The following is a 17,180-nucleotide window of genomic DNA, read 5'->3' on the forward strand; positions in this document are numbered from 1 at the left end:
TTTTAATATTAATGTTAGTAAAAAAAGCCTACCAAATCTGGCAGACTTTTGTTCATTGCTTTAAAAAGCTTTTATCCTTTTTTAGCTAACCATTCTTTTACTAAGGCACGATATTTAGTTAGTGTAATCGCGCTCTTGGCTTCTTTATTTGTAGCATTGTAGGCATCAACATAGCCATAGTCAGGGCTTTGCGTCATGTGGGCCATTCCCATTACCCGATGATTTTTGTTAACGACATTAGTATAATGTCTGGCGGTTTTGTAACCATTTGTTCCTAGAACTGCGTGTGTGTATTTCTTATTGTTCCAATTGGGTGCAAATTGATAGCGAGCAAGACTCGGCGTTTTCTTAACATCCCACTTCCAGTTTGCTTTTTCACCCAGCCACATAGTAACTGGATTACCACCAGCAGCAAGATTTTCTAGGTTACCAGCATAATGATAGTATTGAGGATGTGCGAGTCCGCCACGCTTTTGGTAGTCACTATCAATCATTGAGATTGCGGTTGAAATAAGAGAAATCTTTAGCCGCTTCTCACCAAGCTTAGCCCTTTTTTGGTTAAGACTAGTCAAGTTGGGAAGGGATGCAGCAATATTAGCCACACTAGTTGCATCATCAGGACTACCTAATTTGACAGTTGTAGTAAACCAAGAAGGAGCCGCTGTAGCGCCAAGCTTACCTGTTCTAAGCAACTTAGCTGCTTTTTTGGCCTCATTTTTCTGCGCAGATGTCAGTGATTTCTTTTTGGCAATAAAATTCATGAAATTAGCTGCGTTTTTACTCGGCGACATAGCAGAAATGTTGGCAGTTGTGCCCGCTGCTTGGACTTTAGGTGCGCTTGCCAGACTTCCACAACTAAGCAAAACATTATTATATAAATACAAAATTGCGAATTTAAGGGCAAGCTTGCTTAATATTTATTATTTGAAATAAAGGCTTGATATGCCGCATTTTCTGAGGTCTGCTCAACTTGAAAAAGACTGAAGTCCGGCAAGTCCTGGTGAAATAAACTTTCGTCAGCATTGATATTATGTGTGACTGTAGCGTTACCGATGAGCTCAATCCAATAATGATCTTCTTGCTGGTGCACTCTAGTTTGAACGAAGCCGCCTGGATTGGAAACGGTGAGTAAGTGATTAAAAACTTTTTCCTGCTGGTGCGTTAGTGCAAATACCAAACTGGCGGCCGACATTCCCGTGCCACAAGCATTAGTAAAACCAACCCCACGTTCAAAAGTACGGACAAAGAGGTGCCGTGAATCAATCACTTGGGCAAAGCTGACATTCACGCCATCGGGAAAATATGGATTCGGTTGATTGAGCTTGGTGCCGAGTTTTTCTAATAAGGAACTGGCTAAAACTTCCGCAGAAACAATGCTGATTAAATGCGGGTTGGGGACAGCCACAGCAGTAAACTTTAGGCCCGGGGCAAAAGCGGGCACTTCTTGATTAATGAGCTGACTGCAATTCAACTGGTCAAAAGATAGATCCTGCTTGGCAAAGCTGACGGGGCTGATTTCAACACTAATCGCTTTGACGTTCTCTGCCCAGTCGGGTTCAACACTCACCTTGAGATCCGCTTGTTGGGTCTCAACTTTAAACGAATTTTGGTGATATTTTTCGGCTAAATAGCGCCCAACGGTCCTAAGACCATTACCGCACATGGAAGCAATTGACCCATCTGCGTTAATAACCTGCATTTTTCCAAGAACATTTTGGTGGCTTGATGAACTGACTACCAAAAGACCATCTGCTCCACCCAATAGGCCCGTTTTGGAATTGGTCAATTGCTTTGCCAGACGAACTAATTCTGCTTGTGAAAGTGTCTGCTTTAACTGTGTTTGATCGAGTAAGAAAAAAGTGTTCTGCGAACCATGAACTTTTTGCATGTAAACCATTTGTTTGAACTCCCTTGAAAATTATTTGAAAAATTGGTGGTAAATCTGGGTAACGGCGGCAGCCGCATCCTCTTTTTTAGTTCCCAGCATTATTGAAATACGGGAAGCCCCCTGATTAATCATATGAATTGCAACGTGCCTTTGGGCCAGTGGGGTAGTGATGTTTTGCATGGCACCGATTTTGTTACGCATGCCTTCGCCGACAACCATGATGATGGCATAATCATCAATCCATTCTAATTGATCAGGCTGGAGAACTCGCTTAATTTCGGCGCACATTTGTTGGCGCAGTTTTTCAGTAAACTGGCGTTTGTCAAAAATAACGGTTAAATCGTCAATTCCAGATGGCATATGCTCATATGAGATATTAAACTGGTAAAATATTTTTAGTAGTTTTAACGTAAAACCAGTTTCTTTATTAAGTAAATATCGATGTAAGTATAAAGCGGCAAAGTGATTGGAGCTTGCGACACCGGTAATAATATTTTTGGGATGAAAATTCTTTTCGGGAACAATTAGCGTACCCGGAAGCTCAGGGTGGTTAGTATTTTTCACGTTGATATATACCTGACCTTGAATCGCTGGAATTAGTGCCTCATCATGAAAAACCGAAAACCCGGCATAAGATAATTCCCGTAATTCTCGGTAGGTCATGATTTTGATTGGGTGCGGTTTGGTCACAATTCTTGGATCAGCAGCATAAATGGCATTAACATCAGTAAAATTCTCGTACAAGTCGGCCGCAGTTCCGCGGGCCCAAATTGCGCCGGTGATATCTGAACCACCCCGTGAAAAGGTCGCAATGCTGCCAGTTGGGGTAACACCGTAAAATCCCGGAACAACAAGAATTTCAGGTATGTCGCGCCAGCGAGAGAGATTTTGGTAGGTTTCTTCCAGAACTTGAGCATCATTAGCGACATTGCTGACTAAAAAGCCGGCTTCTTGGGGATCGAGAAAGCGCGCCGGAAAATGTTTTTGTTGTAAAAGAAGGGCTAGCAGCTGAGCGTTGAGCTTTTCACCGTGGGCTTTAAATGCAGCCATGAGAAAATCATTGTCTGGATACGAAATTGTGGGTAAGTCGCACAATTCCTGGTGTAAAGGTGCAATTGTGTCCGGATTTAAATCAAAAAATTGTGCAATTTCGCTATATCTAGCCCAAATTTGTTGAACGATTGCGGCACAGTCTTGGTGCTTGATCGTTTTTTTAGCATAATCAATTAATAAGTCAGTCACCTTGGTATCCTGCTCAAATCTTTTTCCAGGTGCTGAAGTAACAATTACTTTTCTGGTTGGATCAGCATTTATAATATTAAGCACTTTTTGAAACTGTTCTCCGTTTGCCAGAGAACTACCACCAAATTTAACAACTTTCATTCTCGATCACCTGCTTGATTAAATTATTTTAAGTTTGATAGTAACGCATTTTAACATTTTAATTTTAATCTGCAACCGAAAAGGCGATTTAGTGCGTGTTTAAATTAGGCAAGTGAATTATTTATGAAAAAATGTTGACATCGGCTATGATTAATAATAAGATTTTTATTAATCGAAGAGGTCGCGACCAACAAGAGTAGCTGGTGGAGTTTCTGCAAAAACTAAGAAACCAGTGAAAGGGGCGGTTGCCGAAGCGTTAATTATTGCGGTAATTAATTGGCTGGGACGTAATTTAAGAGATTACGGACTGTCGCAAGTTAATAATTTGCGGAGCGCTCGTCAAAATTGAACCAGATAATAATTAATTTTAATTTTTTGAAGGACTCTTTTGTATGCTAAGCGCACACAAAAGAGTCCTTTTTTATTCAAGAAAACGGAGGGTTACCAGATGCCAGCAGATGATTATTACGAGACTAATGATCAAGGACACTTAACGATCGGTGGAGTTGATGCACTAGATTTAGCCCGTGAATACGGCACGCCGCTTGTAGTTTACGATGTTACTCAAATTCGGCAACAGTTTCGGGCTTTGCAGCAAGCCTTTACCAAACAGCACATCGATTATGCAATCAGTTACGCTAGCAAAGCTTTTGCTACCATTGCGATGTATCAGGTGGTCAATCAAGAACACGGCCATATCGATGTCGTTTCAGGCGGTGAATTGTTTACCGCCCTTAAAGCTGGCTTTCCAAGTAGCAAAATCAGTTTTCACGGGAATAACAAAACTAAGGCAGAACTTTTAATGGCGGTGCAAAATCATGTTGGCGTAATTATTCTGGATAACTTTCATGAAATTAAACTTCTTGAGGAAGTTCTTGCTGATACTAAAAGTCATATTCAGGTCATGTTAAGAATTACCCCCGGCGTTACGGCACATACTCATGAATATGATCAGACCGGTCAAGAAGACAGTAAGTTTGGCTTTGACGTCAAATCTGGGCAAGCCGAGCAGGCTTTTTTACAAGTACAGGCTAGTGAACAGATGACTTTAATTGGTCTTCATGCACATATTGGTTCACAGATTTTAGAAACGACCGGCTTTAAGCTTGAAGTTAAAAAACTAATGCAACTTGTCCGTGAATGGGCCAAAAAATATGATTATCAGCCCCAAATCTTAAATCTTGGAGGCGGCTTTGGTATTCGTTATACCGCCCAAGACCAAGTGTTGGATTTAGGAACTTTTGTTGAACAGATTGTGACAACTCTTCGCCAGTTAGCTGAAGAATATCAACTGAAAGTTCCAGCTGTTTGGGTTGAACCTGGTCGCTCAATCGTCGGTAGCGCGGGCTACAGTTTGTATACGATTGGCGCACGTAAAGATGTTCCCGGATTAATGCCCTATGTAGCAGTAGATGGCGGTATGGGTGACAATATTAGGCCGGCTCTTTACCAAGCTGATTATGAAGCACTTCTTGCCCGTGATCCCGCTGCTCAACCTAGCGAAACAGTCCACTTGGCTGGGCGCTATTGTGAATCAGGGGACTTGTTAATCAAAAAACTGCCGCTGCCAGCGACCAAAGCAGGTGATGTAATTGCAATGCTAGCAACTGGTGCTTATGGTTACAGCATGGCATCGAACTATAACCGGGTGCCTCGGCCAGCTGTTGTGTTTGCAGAAAATGGTCACGCACAAGAAGTTGTTACACGTGAAACCAATGAAGATTTAGTCAGTCATGATCGTTTTTATCAAGAATAGTGAGGAATTCAAATGAAGAATATGTCAGCGACAGAAATAATTGATTTTATTGCCAATGCACCCAAGAAAACGCCAGTTAAGGTTTATGTAAAAGGTGACCTGGCAAAATTAGACTGGCCAGTAGAAGTAAGACCCTTTGTAAATGATCATGTTGGGGTGGTTTTCGGTGACTGGGCGGATTTAGTGCCGTTTTTAAGAACCAATGCGGCTAAGATCAATGATTATCAAGTAGAAAATTGTAGCCGCAATTCGGCCGTTCCCTTATTGGATTTAAAAAATGTTTCGGCCCGGATCGAACCTGGTGCGTTGATTCGCCAACAAGTAAGTATTGGTGCTAATGCGGTAATTATGATGGGAGCAGTAATCAATATTGGAGCGGAAATCGGTGAAAATGCCATGATCGACATGAATGCTGTCCTTGGTGGGCGCGCAATTATTGGTGCCAATACTCATGTTGGTGCGGGAGCGGTTATTGCTGGCGTGGTTGAACCGGCTTCTGCTAAACCGGTTAGAATCGGCCAAAACGTTTTAGTTGGCGCCAATGCCGTTGTCCTAGAAGGAGTTCAAGTTGGTGATAACGCAGTTATTGCTGCTGGAGCAGTTGTTACTGCTGATGTGCCAGCAAATGCGGTGGTAGCCGGTGTCCCAGCTAAAATTATTAAGCAGCGGGATGAAAAAACCACAAGTAAGACCAAGATTGAACAAGATTTAAGAAAGCTGTAAGCCAATGCTAACAAATGAGCAATTAATCCAAATCCGCCGTGATTTACATCAAATACCGGAATTAGCCCTAGAAGAAAAACAAACGCAAAAGTACTTGTTACAGGTTATCCACCAATTTCGGCAAGACTATTTGGAATGCAAAACTGTGCCTGAACTGCCAACTGCTATTTTAGTCAGAGTCAAGGGAAGCAATCCCACTAAAACCATTGGCTATCGTGCTGACATTGACGGCTTACCGGTAACAGAAAAAACGGGGTTGCCTTTTTCTTCAAAACATGATGGTCAAATGCATGCCTGTGGTCATGACATCCATATGACCGTGGCCTTGGGTGTTCTTAACTATTTTAGTGAGCACCAGCCAAAAGATAATTTGCTGTTCTTTTTTCAACCAGCAGAAGAGAGCAAAAATGGGGGCAAACTTGCTTACGAGCAAGGGGTCTTCACTGGTGAGTGGCGTCCTGATGAATTTTTTGCACTTCATGTTACACCTGACTTGCCTACTGGAACAATTGGCTGCCGCAATGGCACTTTATTTGCCGGAGCAGCAGAAGTTAACATCGATTTATACGGGCAAGATGGGCATGCAGCTTATCCTCAGCGGGCAAATGACATGGTTGTGGCTGCGGCAGCTCTAATTGAGCAAGTGCAAACCGTTATTTCCCGCAGCATTGATCCAATTGCCGGTGGGGTAATCACGATTGGCAAGATCCAGGCGGGGACGATTAGAAACGCAATCGCTGGACATGCACGTTTAGAAGGAACAATTCGCGGATTAACGCAAACGATGATTGAACGCATTGAACAACGTTTACGCGAAGTAACTGCCGGTATAGGTCAAAGTTTTCAAGCAAAAGTTAAATTGGAGATTAATCAGGGTGGCTATTGGCCAGTTGAAAATGATCCGGAGATAACTGCTCAGTTGATTACCTATTTAAAAAACGATTCTGCTGTTAATTATCAAGAAACGGAGCCAGCAATGACGGGAGAAGATTTCGGCTATTTACTTGCTAAAATTCCAGGCAGCATGTTTTGGCTAGGCGTGCAGGATGATTCACAGCTTCATTCGGCAACTTTTAGTCCGCAAGAAGAAGCTATTAAAGTCGGAATTGATGCAATTGTCGGTTTCTTTAAGCAGCACATGTAACTCTATTGAAAGGAAGAACAAGATGACGGATTTTACGCAAGCAGACTTAATGACAGCAATCATTACACCATTTAATGAACAAGGTGAGGTTGATTATCCTGGCTTAGAAGAATTAACCGAGCATTTGCTTAAAACGGGCAGCCGGGGATTTGTCATTGGCGGCACAACTGGTGAGACAGCCACAATGACCCATGATGAAAAAATTCAGCTTTACACCAAATTTGCACAGATAGTTAATAACCGTGTGCCAGTCATCGCTGGCACGGGTAGCAATAACACGGCACAAACCGCGGAATTTACTGCAGAGGTCAGTCAAATTCCTGGAATTGATTTAGCTTTAGTGGTTGCACCTTATTACAACAAGCCTAATCAGCGTGGCATTAAGGCCCATTTTGAGGCTGTAGCCAAAAAAGCGCAAATTCCGCTAATGATTTATAACATTCCCGGCAGAACAGGAATTACGATTGCAAAAGAAACAATTGTGGAATTAGCACAAAATCCGCAAATTGCCGGTGTCAAGCAATGCACGGAACTGGAAGATTTAGAGTATATTATCGAGCACACTGCAGATGACTTTTTGGTTTATACGGGTGAGGATGTGCAGGCTTTAGCTGCCAAGACGCTTGGAGCACATGGCGTAATTTCAGTTGCCTCCCACATTTACGGCCAAGTTATGCGGCAAATGTATGATGAATTAGCTCGGGGCAATATTGCTCGCGCCGGTAAGCTGCAACGACAATTAGTGCCTAAAATGCAGGCTTTATTTATGTATCCGTCACCGTCACCGGTAAAAGCGGTCTTGAATGCACAAGGATTAGCTGCCGGGGGATGCCGGTTGCCAATCGTTACTTTAAATAAGGAAGAAAAACAGCAGTTAGCCCGTCATCTTGGCTTAAATGAAACGGCTTTGTTTAACCGCTTGCCTAAAGAATTAGGAGTGAATTAATCATGAAAAAAATTTTACTTGCTGGTGCAACAGGTTCAATGGGAAAAAAGGTTGCCCACTTAATTGCGCAACTACCTGACTGTGAATTAGTTGGCGTTTTGGCACCAGATGCAACGACTAGTGGTGAAGTGAGTGCTTCGGTAGCTCGCTTTACGCAACTAGCAGATATTAATCTTAGTGCGGATGTTTGGATTGACTTTACTACTCCAAGTGCCGTTTACGCTAATACGAAGTTTGCCTTAGAGCATCATATGCACCCAATCATTGGTACTAGCGGATTAAGTGATGAACAAATAAAACAATTACAAGAAATTGCGCGTAAACAAAAAATGGGTGGAATTATTGTTCCTAACTTTGGACTATCGGCCGTTTTATTAATGAAATTTGCTCAAGAAGCAGCCCAGTATTTTCCGGATGCAGAAGTTATTGAGATGCATCATGCCGATAAACTTGACGCACCATCCGGTACGGCAAGTGCCACTGCTAAATTAATTGCCCAAAGCCGCAAAAAACAGCCCCAAGCTGATAGCTGCGATGATAATCCAGCACGTGGTGCCAATTGTGCTGGCGTTCCCGTTCATGCGGTTCGCTTACCGGGCTATGTTGCTCATGAACAAGTTTTATTTGGTGGACCAGGCGAAGCCCTGACCATTAGGCAAGATTCTTTTGACCGCTCCTCGTTCATGCAAGGAGTAAAAGTAGCATTAGCTAAAATCATGGATCTGGATGAATTAATTGTTGGTTTAGACAAAATCTTATAAAGAAAAGGAGTAATTAAAATGCCTCATTTAGCTGCTGATTTAACTGCAATAACTGCCACGCCCTTGGCCGAAATACCACCTTCAGGGATTCGTGCGTTTGCCCAAAAAGTTGATGATATTCCGGGTTTAATTAAATTAACTTTAGGAGAACCAGATTTAAATACACCTGAACATGTTAAACAAGCAGCTGTTCAAAGCATTTTAGATAATGATTCCCATTATTCGGCCCAAAAGGGTACTCCAAAATTGCGTCGAGCAATAAGCGCCTATTTAAAACGCAAACAAAATTTGTCTTATGATCCCGAAACTGAAGTCATTGTTACGGTTGGTGCGACAGAAGCGATTGCTTGCGCGATGCTAGCGTTGTTTCAGCCAGGGGATGAAATTATTGTGCCGACCCCATCTTATGCCTTATATTTTCCGCTAATTCAATTTACTAAAGCAAAATTGGTGCCAATTAATACCGCTAAAACCAATTTTGTTCTGACACCGGAAGCCTTGAAAGACACATTACGGCAGTATCCTCATGCCAAGGCAATTTTGCTCAATTATCCGACCAATCCTACCGGTCGCGAATGTTCTAGCAGTGTTTTGGCTCAGCTGGCCCCGATTATTGCAGAAAATCACTTATATGTAATTTCTGATGAGATTTATGGTGAACTGACTTATGGCATTAAGCATACTTCCATTGCCCGTTATTTGCCCGACCGTACCCTCTTAATTAATGGCCTATCTAAGTCGCATGCGATGACAGGCTATCGCATCGGCTATATTGCGGGTCCGGCTAATTTGATCAGTCCAATTGCTAAAATGCATGCTTTTTTAGTGACAGCTCCGTCTAATCCGGCCCAGGCAGCGGCTGCAGAAGCGTTAGAACATGGCGATGATGACCCAGCACAGGCGCGACCAATTTATCAAAAAAGGCGTGACTACCTGGTTAAAGCACTTAATGATTTGGGCTTAAAGACGATGACCAGCGAGGGGGCATTTTATGTTTTTACCCAAATTCCAGCTGAATACGGGACAGACGATGAAAAATTTGCACTTGACTTAGCGCGGCAAGCTAAAGTCGGCGGTACCCCCGGCAGTGCATTTGGTCCCGGAGGAGAGGGACATGTTCGCTTTTCTTATGCTGCTAGTGATGCAGACTTACATGAAGCCGTAAACAGAATTAAGAATTTTTTAGTAACAAAGGATGATAACAAATGAGAGAATACGTCGTTGCAATACTAGGAGCAACCGGTGCGGTTGGTCAGCGTTTAATTAGTGAGCTTGAACAGGCGAATATTCCGGTTAAACAAGTTAAACTACTAGCTTCAAAGCGTTCCGCCGGAAAAAAATTGCAGTTCAAGGGACGTGAAATCACCGTTGAAGAGGCTACGCCTGAATCATTTACCGGGGTTGATTTGGTTTTATCTTCGGCCGGTGGCGCAGTTTCTCAAAAATTATTGCCAGAAGCGGTTAAGCGCGGTGCGGTTTGCGTCGATAATACAAGTGCATTCAGGATGGACGATGACGTACCACTAATTATTCCTGGAGTAAACGATGAGCAATTAGCCCATCATCATGGCATCATTGCCAATCCCAATTGTTCAACTATTCAAATGGTAGCTGCATTGTATCCTATTTTTCAGCGTTTTGGCTTAAGCCAGATAATTGTTTCAACTTATCAGGCGGTGTCCGGTGCTGGAAAAGCTGCTTGGGATGAAATGCTGCAGCAGGCTCAAGACTTATTGAATGGGCAACAGCCCCAAGCCCAAATTTTGCCAACCGGGGCTGATCGCAAGCACTATCCTTTGGCCTTTAATTTGCTACCCCAGATTGATGTCTTTGAAAATGACGGCTACACTCACGAAGAATGGAAAATGATTCATGAAACTAAGAAAATTTTGTTTAATGACCAGGACTCCAGTCAAATTAAAGTTACCGCAACTTGTGTCAGGGTTCCGGTTGAAATTGGTCATGGTGAAACTGTCTACTTTGTTGTGAAAGATCATGCTGCAAGCGTTAAGGCAATTCAGCAAATAATTGCGCAAACAGCGGGCTTAGTTTTACAAGATGACCCGTCAAAGCAGCTTTATCCGCAGCCACTACAAGCAGCAGGCAAGCGTGAAACCTTTGTGGGCCGAATCCGTGCCGATGAAGAAAACGCCGGAGCGTTCCACATGTGGGTAGTGGCCGATAACTTGTTACGTGGTGCTGCCAGCAACACGGTGGAAATTGCTGAGTGCTTGGTGCGCGATAATTTGGTTTAAATTAGTTCGCTTTGTAAGATTAGTTTTTAAGCAATGTTCGCTTTTTAAATAAAAATTATGATATTTTAACTATATAAAGCTAAAATATTTATATATATCAAACATTTATTTAAAATAATGCAGATTTTATTCGAATTTATCTTGACATATATTTAAAAAATAGCTAATCTAAAAACAAAGCGGAGGTAATATATGAATCGAAAGTCAGCGGTCTGGTTGATAATTCCAGCGTTTTTGGGAGTTTTAGTGTTTACATTTTTTCCACTTATTGAAATCGCGATTCCAACTTTTCAAAGTTCTAATGGTTTCTTTGCTCTATATACACAATTTCTTAAAAGCTCTTATAACTGGGAAGTTATTGGGCGTACTTTTTTAATTGCAATTATTACAGTTGTGGTTGTTTTAATTTTGGGATTACCAATTTCTCTCTGGATAGGCAGACAGAAGACGACCGCGAGACAGGTGTTAAGTCTGTTGATTTTATTCCCAATGTTAACGAATGCTGTGGTAAGAAATTTTGCGTGGATTATCATTTTGGGTCATGATGGCATTATTAATAAGTTTTTATTAGCGCTACACCTAATTAACGTGCCACTTGATATTCTTTACACTAATTCCGCTATTATTATCGGTTCTGTTTATTTGTTTTTACCAATCATGATTAATTCGTTAGTGGGTAGTATTTCGGAATTAAATGTAGAAATCGAGGAAGCAGCCGCAATCCTCGGCTCCAATCCTTGGCATACATTGTTTAAAGTTGTTATTCCTCAGCTAACCACGGGTATCCTAACCGGATGCATTCTTGTTTTTGCTGGTTCCATGACAGCTTATACTACACCGCAGATTCTTGGTGGAAATCGGCATCTTGTGATGTCTACTTTGATTTATCAGCAGGCTATGACCTTAGGAAATTGGCAAAACGCAAGCGTGATTGCTCTGATTCTGATTCTCATTTCTGCTCTTTCAATGTGGATTATGCGACGAATGAGCCACTACTTAGATCGGAGGCCTGATAATGCTTGATCGTAAAAATAAGACATTAACGACAATCTCGATTATTATTTTGGCATTAATCATGTTGCCTTTAATTTTAGTCGTGATTACTTCTTTTAATAATGAAAGATCAATTTCATTACCTATAAAAGGTTTTACATTTTCTTGGTACAGTAACATTTTTCAGGAACCAGATTTCATTACCGGTTTTGAAACAAGTCTGATTGTTGCCCTAATTGCCAGCTTTTTAGCACTTATCATCGGTATTCCTGCGGTTTACTCTTTAACTCATTACAATATTCACCATGCTGCTTGGTTTCAGTCATTTTTCCTGAGTCCTACTTTGATTCCAGAAATAGTAATTGGGTTTGCACTTTATCAAGCAGTTGTCATTACTCTAAGGGTACCAATCTTTATCAGTTTAATTATTGGTCATTTCTTGCTTTGTTTACCTTATGTTATCCGTTTAATCACTGCTAGCATGTTGCTAATGGACAACCATATTGAAGAAGCAGGATGGATATGCGGCTGTTCACCAAAAAAAGGATTCTTTCTAATTGTTTTGCCGAACATTAAAGCCAGCATTATTGCAGCTTTTATGATGTGTTTTATCAACTCGTTCAATAATATCCCTATTTCCTTGTTCATGAACGGACCATCTCTAACCATGTTGCCACCAGCAATTTTAAACTACTTGCAAAACAACTATGATCCAACCGTATCTGCAATCTCCGTATTATTAATGATTTTTACCGCACTTATGATGTTTTTAGTTGAAAAAGTAATTGGCATTAAGAATATTACTAAATAGAGGTTATTATAGTGGCAGATTTAGAAGTTAAAAATTTAGCAAAATCATATGACGGTAAGACTAAAGTCTTAAAAGACATTTCTTTTTCAATCAAAAATGGGGAACTTGTTTCAATACTTGGTCCTTCAGGATGCGGGAAAACCACTACGCTGAGAATCATAGCTGGCTTAATTCCAGAAACCTCGGGACAGGTTTTGGTCAACAGTAAGGATATTACTAAAGTGCCAGTATACAAGAGAAACTTCGGCATGGTTTTTCAAAGTTACGCATTATTTCCACACTTAAACGTTTTTGAAAATGTTGCCTTTGGGTTGAAAATGCGCAAGATGGCCCAAAGTAAGATTAAAGAAAAAGTTGTTGCCATGCTAGATATGACCGGCTTAAGTGATCTGGCAACTAAGTTTCCGGCACAGCTCTCCGGCGGTCAGCAACAGCGAGTTTCTTTAGCAAGAGCTTTAGTTATTAACCCAGAATTATTGTTGATGGATGAACCACTTAGCAACCTCGATGCAAAATTGAGATTGAAGATGCGGGAAGAAATTTCTCGTCTCCAAAAGAAAATGAAAATGACTGTGCTGTTTGTGACGCATGATCAGCAAGAATGCTTTGCCATTTCTGACAAAGTTCTAGTCATGAAACACGGCCGTATTGACCAATTTGATACGCCACAAACCATTTTCCACCATCCGCGTACAGAATATGTTGCTCGCTTTATCGGATATGATAATTTCATACCGGTCACTCCAGATAGTTGTCAAGATAAATATCATATTAAAGTTGGTGAGACGGTTTTAGCTACTAAAGAGCCTAATTCAAACGCTAAAGTTTTAACCATTCGCCCTGAAAATATTGCCTTAAATTCGGAAACTGCTGGCGAAAATACTTTTACCGGCAAGATTATTAACCGTGAATACCTGGGTCAAAGCTTTAAGTACACCGTTCACTCCAAACTTGGCGAATTTCAAGTTGAGGAGGCGCGTCAAAAGATGCGTAGTTCAGGAGATGAAGTTACCTTAACTCTTCCGGCTAAACATCTTCATCCGTTGTTAAAATAGTCAATTTATTTCAGAAAGGTCTAATTATGAAATTTAAAAAAGTGTGTTTACTGGCTGCTGGCCTGGTTGCTGCTGGAACAGCGATTGCTACTTCCGGTTGTTCTTCAAAATCAAGTGATGCCAAACTGGTTGTTTCTACCTTTGGTCTGTCAACCAAACAAATGCGTTCGGATGTTCTTAATCCTTTTGCTAAGCAAAATAACGTTAAAATTACCACCCAGTTCGGGGATAGCTCAACCAGACTGACACAAATTGAGCATAATCCTAATTCTGCAGTTGATGTTATTGATTTAGCTCAAAACAATGCGGTTACGGGTGCTAAAAAGAAACTGTTCAAGAAACTGGATTTTTCCAAAATTAAAAACTTTAAGTATTTATCAAGTGACCAGCAAAAATTAGCCAAGGATACTAATACCGTTCCTTATACGCTTAACAGTTTAGGTATTATTTACAATCCGAAAAAAGTGCACATCAAGGATTGGAATGACCTGTGGTCTAGTAATTTAAAAGGCAAGATTGCTATTCCTGACTTCACTACTACGTTTGGACCAGCGATGCTTTATATTGCGGGAGATCATGCCAAAGTTGCCGTGCCTAGTGATAATGGTAAAGCTGCTTTTAAAGCAATTAAAGATCTGAAACCAAATGTCGTAAAGACATATTCACAAAGTTCAGACCTGAGTAATATGTTTAAAACCGGTGAAATTAGTGCTGCCGTTGTTGGCGATTATGCAGTCGGCATGCTGCAAGCCACTGATGCAAGCTTGAAATACATTGTTCCAGTCTCGGGGACGTACGCTAATTATGATAACATGGGTATTTTGAAGAACAGTAAGAATGCAAATGCAGCGTACAAGTTTATCGATTTCCGTTTAGGCAAAGCGATTCAAAAGAAGGTTGCTAGTGCTTCTTCTCTGAACAATGCACCGGTTAATTCACAGGTTAAGCTAACGCCGGCTGAAGCAGCTAACAAAACGTATGGCGATATTGCTAAACGTGCAAAAACAATTGACTTTTATTATGTAAACAATCATATGTCCGCTTGGATCAGTCAATGGAACAAAATTATGAATCAGTAATTTAAAAAAAGATAATAAAAAGAGTTGAGGTGAACCCTAAAATTAGGACAGTTTAATAAATCCTTGCTGATGAGGACTAACGCCGGATATTCAATCGGGGTTAGTCCGTTCAGTGTGTTTTTGCTTCTTTTAGTATGTAGTAATTAATATATCTTCTGATTGCTTCTTCAAGTGCGCTTAAATTCTTGAAGATCTTTTCAAAGTCATAGAGCATTTTCCGCTTTAAGATGCTAAAGCAGCCTTCCATTAACCCACCATCCAGCGAGCCGCCCTTGCGCTGTTATAGCGTAAACGCCCTAAGTTCTTCGGTCCTCCGTTTAGAAATTTATTTTTTTAATAAGTGAGGGCTAGCGTCCGCAACACGAGCGTGGGTTATGACCGTACAAGTAGTTATTTTGTAATCTTGCAGGCGAAAGAATACGATTGGTTGCAGATTTTGACAGATACAAGCTATTTTTTGGGTATTACAACAGCGGTTTCGCTAAAGATGTGTCAGGCAGTGTTGGAAGTATGTCAGTATTGTTCAAAACATAATATTCAAGTTGTGAACGATTTTAACTATCACGGAAAAATGGGGTCACCAAAATAGGCAAAAAGCAACAATGGTAAAACTAATGCCGTATGTTGATATTTGTCTTGCACATGATGAAAATTTTGAAGCCGTTTTAGGAATTAAAGCATTTGATAATGACACGACCCGCGGCATTGAGCAAACGGATGCATTCATTAAAGGAATAAAAGAAATTTCGGCTAAATATCCTAAGTGCCAAACGGTTGCCAGCATTTTGCGCAACATTCATTCAGTAAAAGACTCAGAATGGATAGCCATCATGATTGATCATGGGTAGGTTTTTGAAGCTCCGGTTTATCAGATGCATGTCTGGGAAGGCGTAGCTGCAGGCTTGGCTCATGGTCTTTTGCACGAATTTTCGAAAAAAGAAATGCTTGATTATGCATTAGCTGCTAGTGTTCTTAAGCTGACGATTGGCGACGACTTTAACTTAGTCACTGATGCCGAAATTCGGGCAGTAATATGTAAGCAAAGCAGTAAGCTGGTAATACGATAGAAATTCATATAGTAAAAAGCGTCACAACAAGAGTTATTATGCCTTGTTGAGGCGCTTTTTGTTTGAAAATGATTATAGTGCTCTAGAGTTTAGCCCTAAATTTAAATATTTTATTACTCAACCATTGTTTAATTAAATTCTTGTACTGAGTTAGTGTAATTGCTCCATCTTCGCCTTGATTGTGGCATTAAATGCATCAACAATCCCGTAAGGAGTTTGCGTCATATGGGCCATAACCATTACTCGATGTTCTTTATTTACTAAAGTTAGTATAATGATGACCAGCAGTTCTATATCCGTTTGAGCCTAAAACAGCCTGTGTATATGCTGGATCTTGCCAGTTAGGTGAAAATTCATAAGGAACTAAACTAGGATTTTTCTTTACGTTCCATTGCCAGTCTTCCTGTTCAGTCATCCAGTTGCTAATTGCTTCTGAACCTGCAGAAAGGTTCTCGAGGTTTTGACGATAACCATAAAATTTTGGATGATTTAAAAAGCCTTGTTTTTGATAGTCCGCATCAATCATTGAGATCGCTGTTGAAATCGGTGATATCTTTAGACTTCTTACACCTGCAGTAGTTCGTTCTTTGTTAACACGTTCAAGACTTTGAAGTGAAGCTTGAATATTTGCACTGCTAGTAGCATCATTTTTACCACCTAGATTAATATAAGTATTAAACCATGAAGGGGCTACTTTTTGTACTTGGTCATCTATTATACCTGTTCTGAGTAAATTGGCTGCTTTTTGAGCTTCTTGTCTTTGGGCGGAAGTTAATGAAGGATTATTTGCAATAAAGTCCATTAAGCTAGCAGCATTTTTTGAAGGATCATTCTTATTTGATTTTTAATAATTATTTGGCTGAATTAGGAATGCATCATACAGATGAATATACTTGTTTTTACCAACACGATAGTATTTTTGGCCATTAATCTTTTTAATGGAAGTGTAAGACAAGCGCTTTCTCTTTTTGTAAACTTTTTTGGTTCTTTTACCGCTATGATTATAGATATATATAACCCGGTAAAATTATTTCATTTTTAGCTGCAAAAGCAATTTGCGTACCCGTAATTGATTCTACTCCCACTGACATTAAGGCTATGGTAAGCATCGAGATAAGAACTTTCTTTTTCATTTTTTCATTTTTTCCTTTAAAAATAAAAAGAGACTGGAGGAAAACTATTTTTATAGACCATTAAAAAACTTTGAGCAGACAAGTTCAACGTTTTTTGGCACTATATTAAATCCTATTGATAGATTATTTTGGTTTATTTATACTATTGACAGGACTTTTTTTATTTATAACATTATAAATTAATAA

General features: G+C 40.4%; 20 protein-coding genes and 1 riboswitch. Of the genes, 13 read left to right on the plus strand and 7 right to left on the minus strand.

Features of this window, described 5'->3' with window-relative positions; all coding sequences use genetic code 11:
- Positions 1-71: 71 nt before the first annotated feature.
- The 3 genes from J3U73_RS07390 to J3U73_RS07400 are packed head-to-tail and all read right to left on the minus strand — an operon-like array spanning position 72 to position 3,271.
- Positions 72-884 carry a hypothetical protein gene (locus J3U73_RS07390; RefSeq protein ID WP_267410026.1) on the minus strand — a complete coding sequence of 271 codons (813 nt, stop codon included), beginning with the start codon at positions 882-884 and terminating at the stop codon, positions 72-74.
- A 26-nt stretch (positions 885-910) separates the two neighbouring features.
- Complete coding sequence (gene dapF / locus J3U73_RS07395) at positions 911-1,897, minus strand: diaminopimelate epimerase (protein WP_267410027.1); 987 nt, start codon at positions 1,895-1,897, stop codon at positions 911-913.
- 21 nt (positions 1,898-1,918) lie between these two features.
- Complete coding sequence (locus J3U73_RS07400) at positions 1,919-3,271, minus strand: aspartate kinase (RefSeq protein WP_220268737.1); 1,353 nt, start codon at positions 3,269-3,271, stop codon at positions 1,919-1,921.
- A 167-nt stretch (positions 3,272-3,438) separates the two neighbouring features.
- Positions 3,439-3,616: riboswitch (Lysine riboswitch) on the plus strand.
- A 103-nt stretch (positions 3,617-3,719) separates the two neighbouring features.
- Between J3U73_RS07400 and lysA the strand changes: the two genes are divergently transcribed.
- The 11 genes from lysA (at position 3,720) to J3U73_RS07455 (ending at position 14,794) form a co-directional block, all read left to right on the plus strand.
- On the plus strand, positions 3,720-5,027 hold the full coding sequence (gene lysA / locus J3U73_RS07405; RefSeq protein WP_267410028.1) for a diaminopimelate decarboxylase: 1,308 nt from the start codon (positions 3,720-3,722) through the stop codon (positions 5,025-5,027).
- Between the two features lie 12 nt (positions 5,028-5,039).
- The gene (gene dapD, locus J3U73_RS07410; RefSeq protein ID WP_103752563.1) at positions 5,040-5,750 is read left to right on the plus strand and encodes a 2,3,4,5-tetrahydropyridine-2,6-dicarboxylate N-acetyltransferase; all 711 of its coding nucleotides are present in this window, start codon (positions 5,040-5,042) and stop codon (positions 5,748-5,750) included.
- Positions 5,751-5,754: 4 nt separating this feature from the next.
- Complete coding sequence (locus tag J3U73_RS07415) at positions 5,755-6,894, plus strand: N-acetyldiaminopimelate deacetylase (protein WP_267410029.1); 1,140 nt, start codon at positions 5,755-5,757, stop codon at positions 6,892-6,894.
- A gap of 22 nt (positions 6,895-6,916) precedes the next feature.
- The gene (dapA, locus tag J3U73_RS07420; RefSeq protein WP_267410030.1) at positions 6,917-7,840 is read left to right on the plus strand and encodes a 4-hydroxy-tetrahydrodipicolinate synthase; all 924 of its coding nucleotides are present in this window, start codon (positions 6,917-6,919) and stop codon (positions 7,838-7,840) included.
- Positions 7,840-8,601, plus strand: a complete 762-nt coding sequence (gene dapB / locus J3U73_RS07425; protein ID WP_267410112.1) for a 4-hydroxy-tetrahydrodipicolinate reductase — start codon at positions 7,840-7,842, stop codon at positions 8,599-8,601. Before dapA ends, dapB begins: the two co-directional genes overlap by 1 nt.
- Before the next feature lie 18 nt (positions 8,602-8,619).
- The gene (locus J3U73_RS07430; RefSeq protein WP_267410031.1) at positions 8,620-9,810 is read left to right on the plus strand and encodes an aminotransferase class I/II-fold pyridoxal phosphate-dependent enzyme; all 1,191 of its coding nucleotides are present in this window, start codon (positions 8,620-8,622) and stop codon (positions 9,808-9,810) included.
- Positions 9,807-10,856 carry an aspartate-semialdehyde dehydrogenase gene (locus J3U73_RS07435; RefSeq protein ID WP_267410033.1) on the plus strand — a complete coding sequence of 350 codons (1,050 nt, stop codon included), beginning with the start codon at positions 9,807-9,809 and terminating at the stop codon, positions 10,854-10,856. The genes J3U73_RS07430 and J3U73_RS07435 overlap by 4 nt, the downstream gene beginning before the upstream one ends.
- 192 nt (positions 10,857-11,048) lie before the next feature.
- Positions 11,049-11,879: an ABC transporter permease gene (locus J3U73_RS07440; RefSeq protein ID WP_267393455.1), complete on the plus strand. Its 831-nt coding sequence runs from the start codon at positions 11,049-11,051 to the stop codon at positions 11,877-11,879.
- On the plus strand, positions 11,872-12,660 hold the full coding sequence (locus J3U73_RS07445; protein ID WP_220268730.1) for an ABC transporter permease: 789 nt from the start codon (positions 11,872-11,874) through the stop codon (positions 12,658-12,660). Before J3U73_RS07440 ends, J3U73_RS07445 begins: the two co-directional genes overlap by 8 nt.
- An 11-nt stretch (positions 12,661-12,671) precedes the next feature.
- Positions 12,672-13,715: an ABC transporter ATP-binding protein gene (locus J3U73_RS07450; RefSeq protein WP_267410034.1), complete on the plus strand. Its 1,044-nt coding sequence runs from the start codon at positions 12,672-12,674 to the stop codon at positions 13,713-13,715.
- A 26-nt stretch (positions 13,716-13,741) separates the two neighbouring features.
- Entirely contained in the window at positions 13,742-14,794 is a 1,053-nt protein-coding gene (locus J3U73_RS07455) for an extracellular solute-binding protein (protein ID WP_267410035.1), read from the plus strand.
- A gap of 109 nt (positions 14,795-14,903) precedes the next feature.
- Here the strand turns inward: J3U73_RS07455 and J3U73_RS07460 are convergent, their stop codons facing one another.
- Positions 14,904-15,041, minus strand: a complete 138-nt coding sequence (locus J3U73_RS07460; protein ID WP_323848346.1) for an IS3 family transposase — start codon at positions 15,039-15,041, stop codon at positions 14,904-14,906.
- A 355-nt stretch (positions 15,042-15,396) separates the two neighbouring features.
- Between J3U73_RS07460 and J3U73_RS07465 the strand changes: the two genes are divergently transcribed.
- Both J3U73_RS07465 and J3U73_RS07470 read left to right on the plus strand, forming a co-directional pair.
- Positions 15,397-15,642, plus strand: coding sequence for a hypothetical protein (locus tag J3U73_RS07465; protein WP_267410037.1), 246 nt, complete (start codon positions 15,397-15,399; stop codon positions 15,640-15,642).
- A gap of 24 nt (positions 15,643-15,666) precedes the next feature.
- Positions 15,667-15,861 carry a hypothetical protein gene (locus tag J3U73_RS07470; protein ID WP_267410038.1) on the plus strand — a complete coding sequence of 65 codons (195 nt, stop codon included), beginning with the start codon at positions 15,667-15,669 and terminating at the stop codon, positions 15,859-15,861.
- A gap of 253 nt (positions 15,862-16,114) precedes the next feature.
- Here J3U73_RS07470 and J3U73_RS07475 read toward each other — a convergent pair whose 3' ends face one another.
- From J3U73_RS07475 to J3U73_RS07480, 3 genes are read right to left on the minus strand one after another with little or no spacing between them, the layout of a single operon-like run.
- Positions 16,115-16,663, minus strand: a complete 549-nt coding sequence (locus J3U73_RS07475) for a hypothetical protein (RefSeq protein WP_267410039.1) — start codon at positions 16,661-16,663, stop codon at positions 16,115-16,117.
- 42 nt (positions 16,664-16,705) lie between these two features.
- The gene (locus J3U73_RS10915) at positions 16,706-16,816 is read right to left on the minus strand and encodes an SLAP domain-containing protein (protein ID WP_416381489.1); all 111 of its coding nucleotides are present in this window, start codon (positions 16,814-16,816) and stop codon (positions 16,706-16,708) included.
- 46 nt (positions 16,817-16,862) lie between these two features.
- Positions 16,863-16,994 carry a hypothetical protein gene (locus tag J3U73_RS07480; protein WP_267395727.1) on the minus strand — a complete coding sequence of 44 codons (132 nt, stop codon included), beginning with the start codon at positions 16,992-16,994 and terminating at the stop codon, positions 16,863-16,865.
- Positions 16,995-17,180 lie beyond the last annotated feature (186 nt).

Source organism: Lactobacillus sp. B4005, from assembly GCF_026536045.1.
In the GTDB taxonomy this organism is placed as follows: Bacteria; Bacillota; Bacilli; order Lactobacillales; family Lactobacillaceae; genus Lactobacillus; species Lactobacillus panisapium.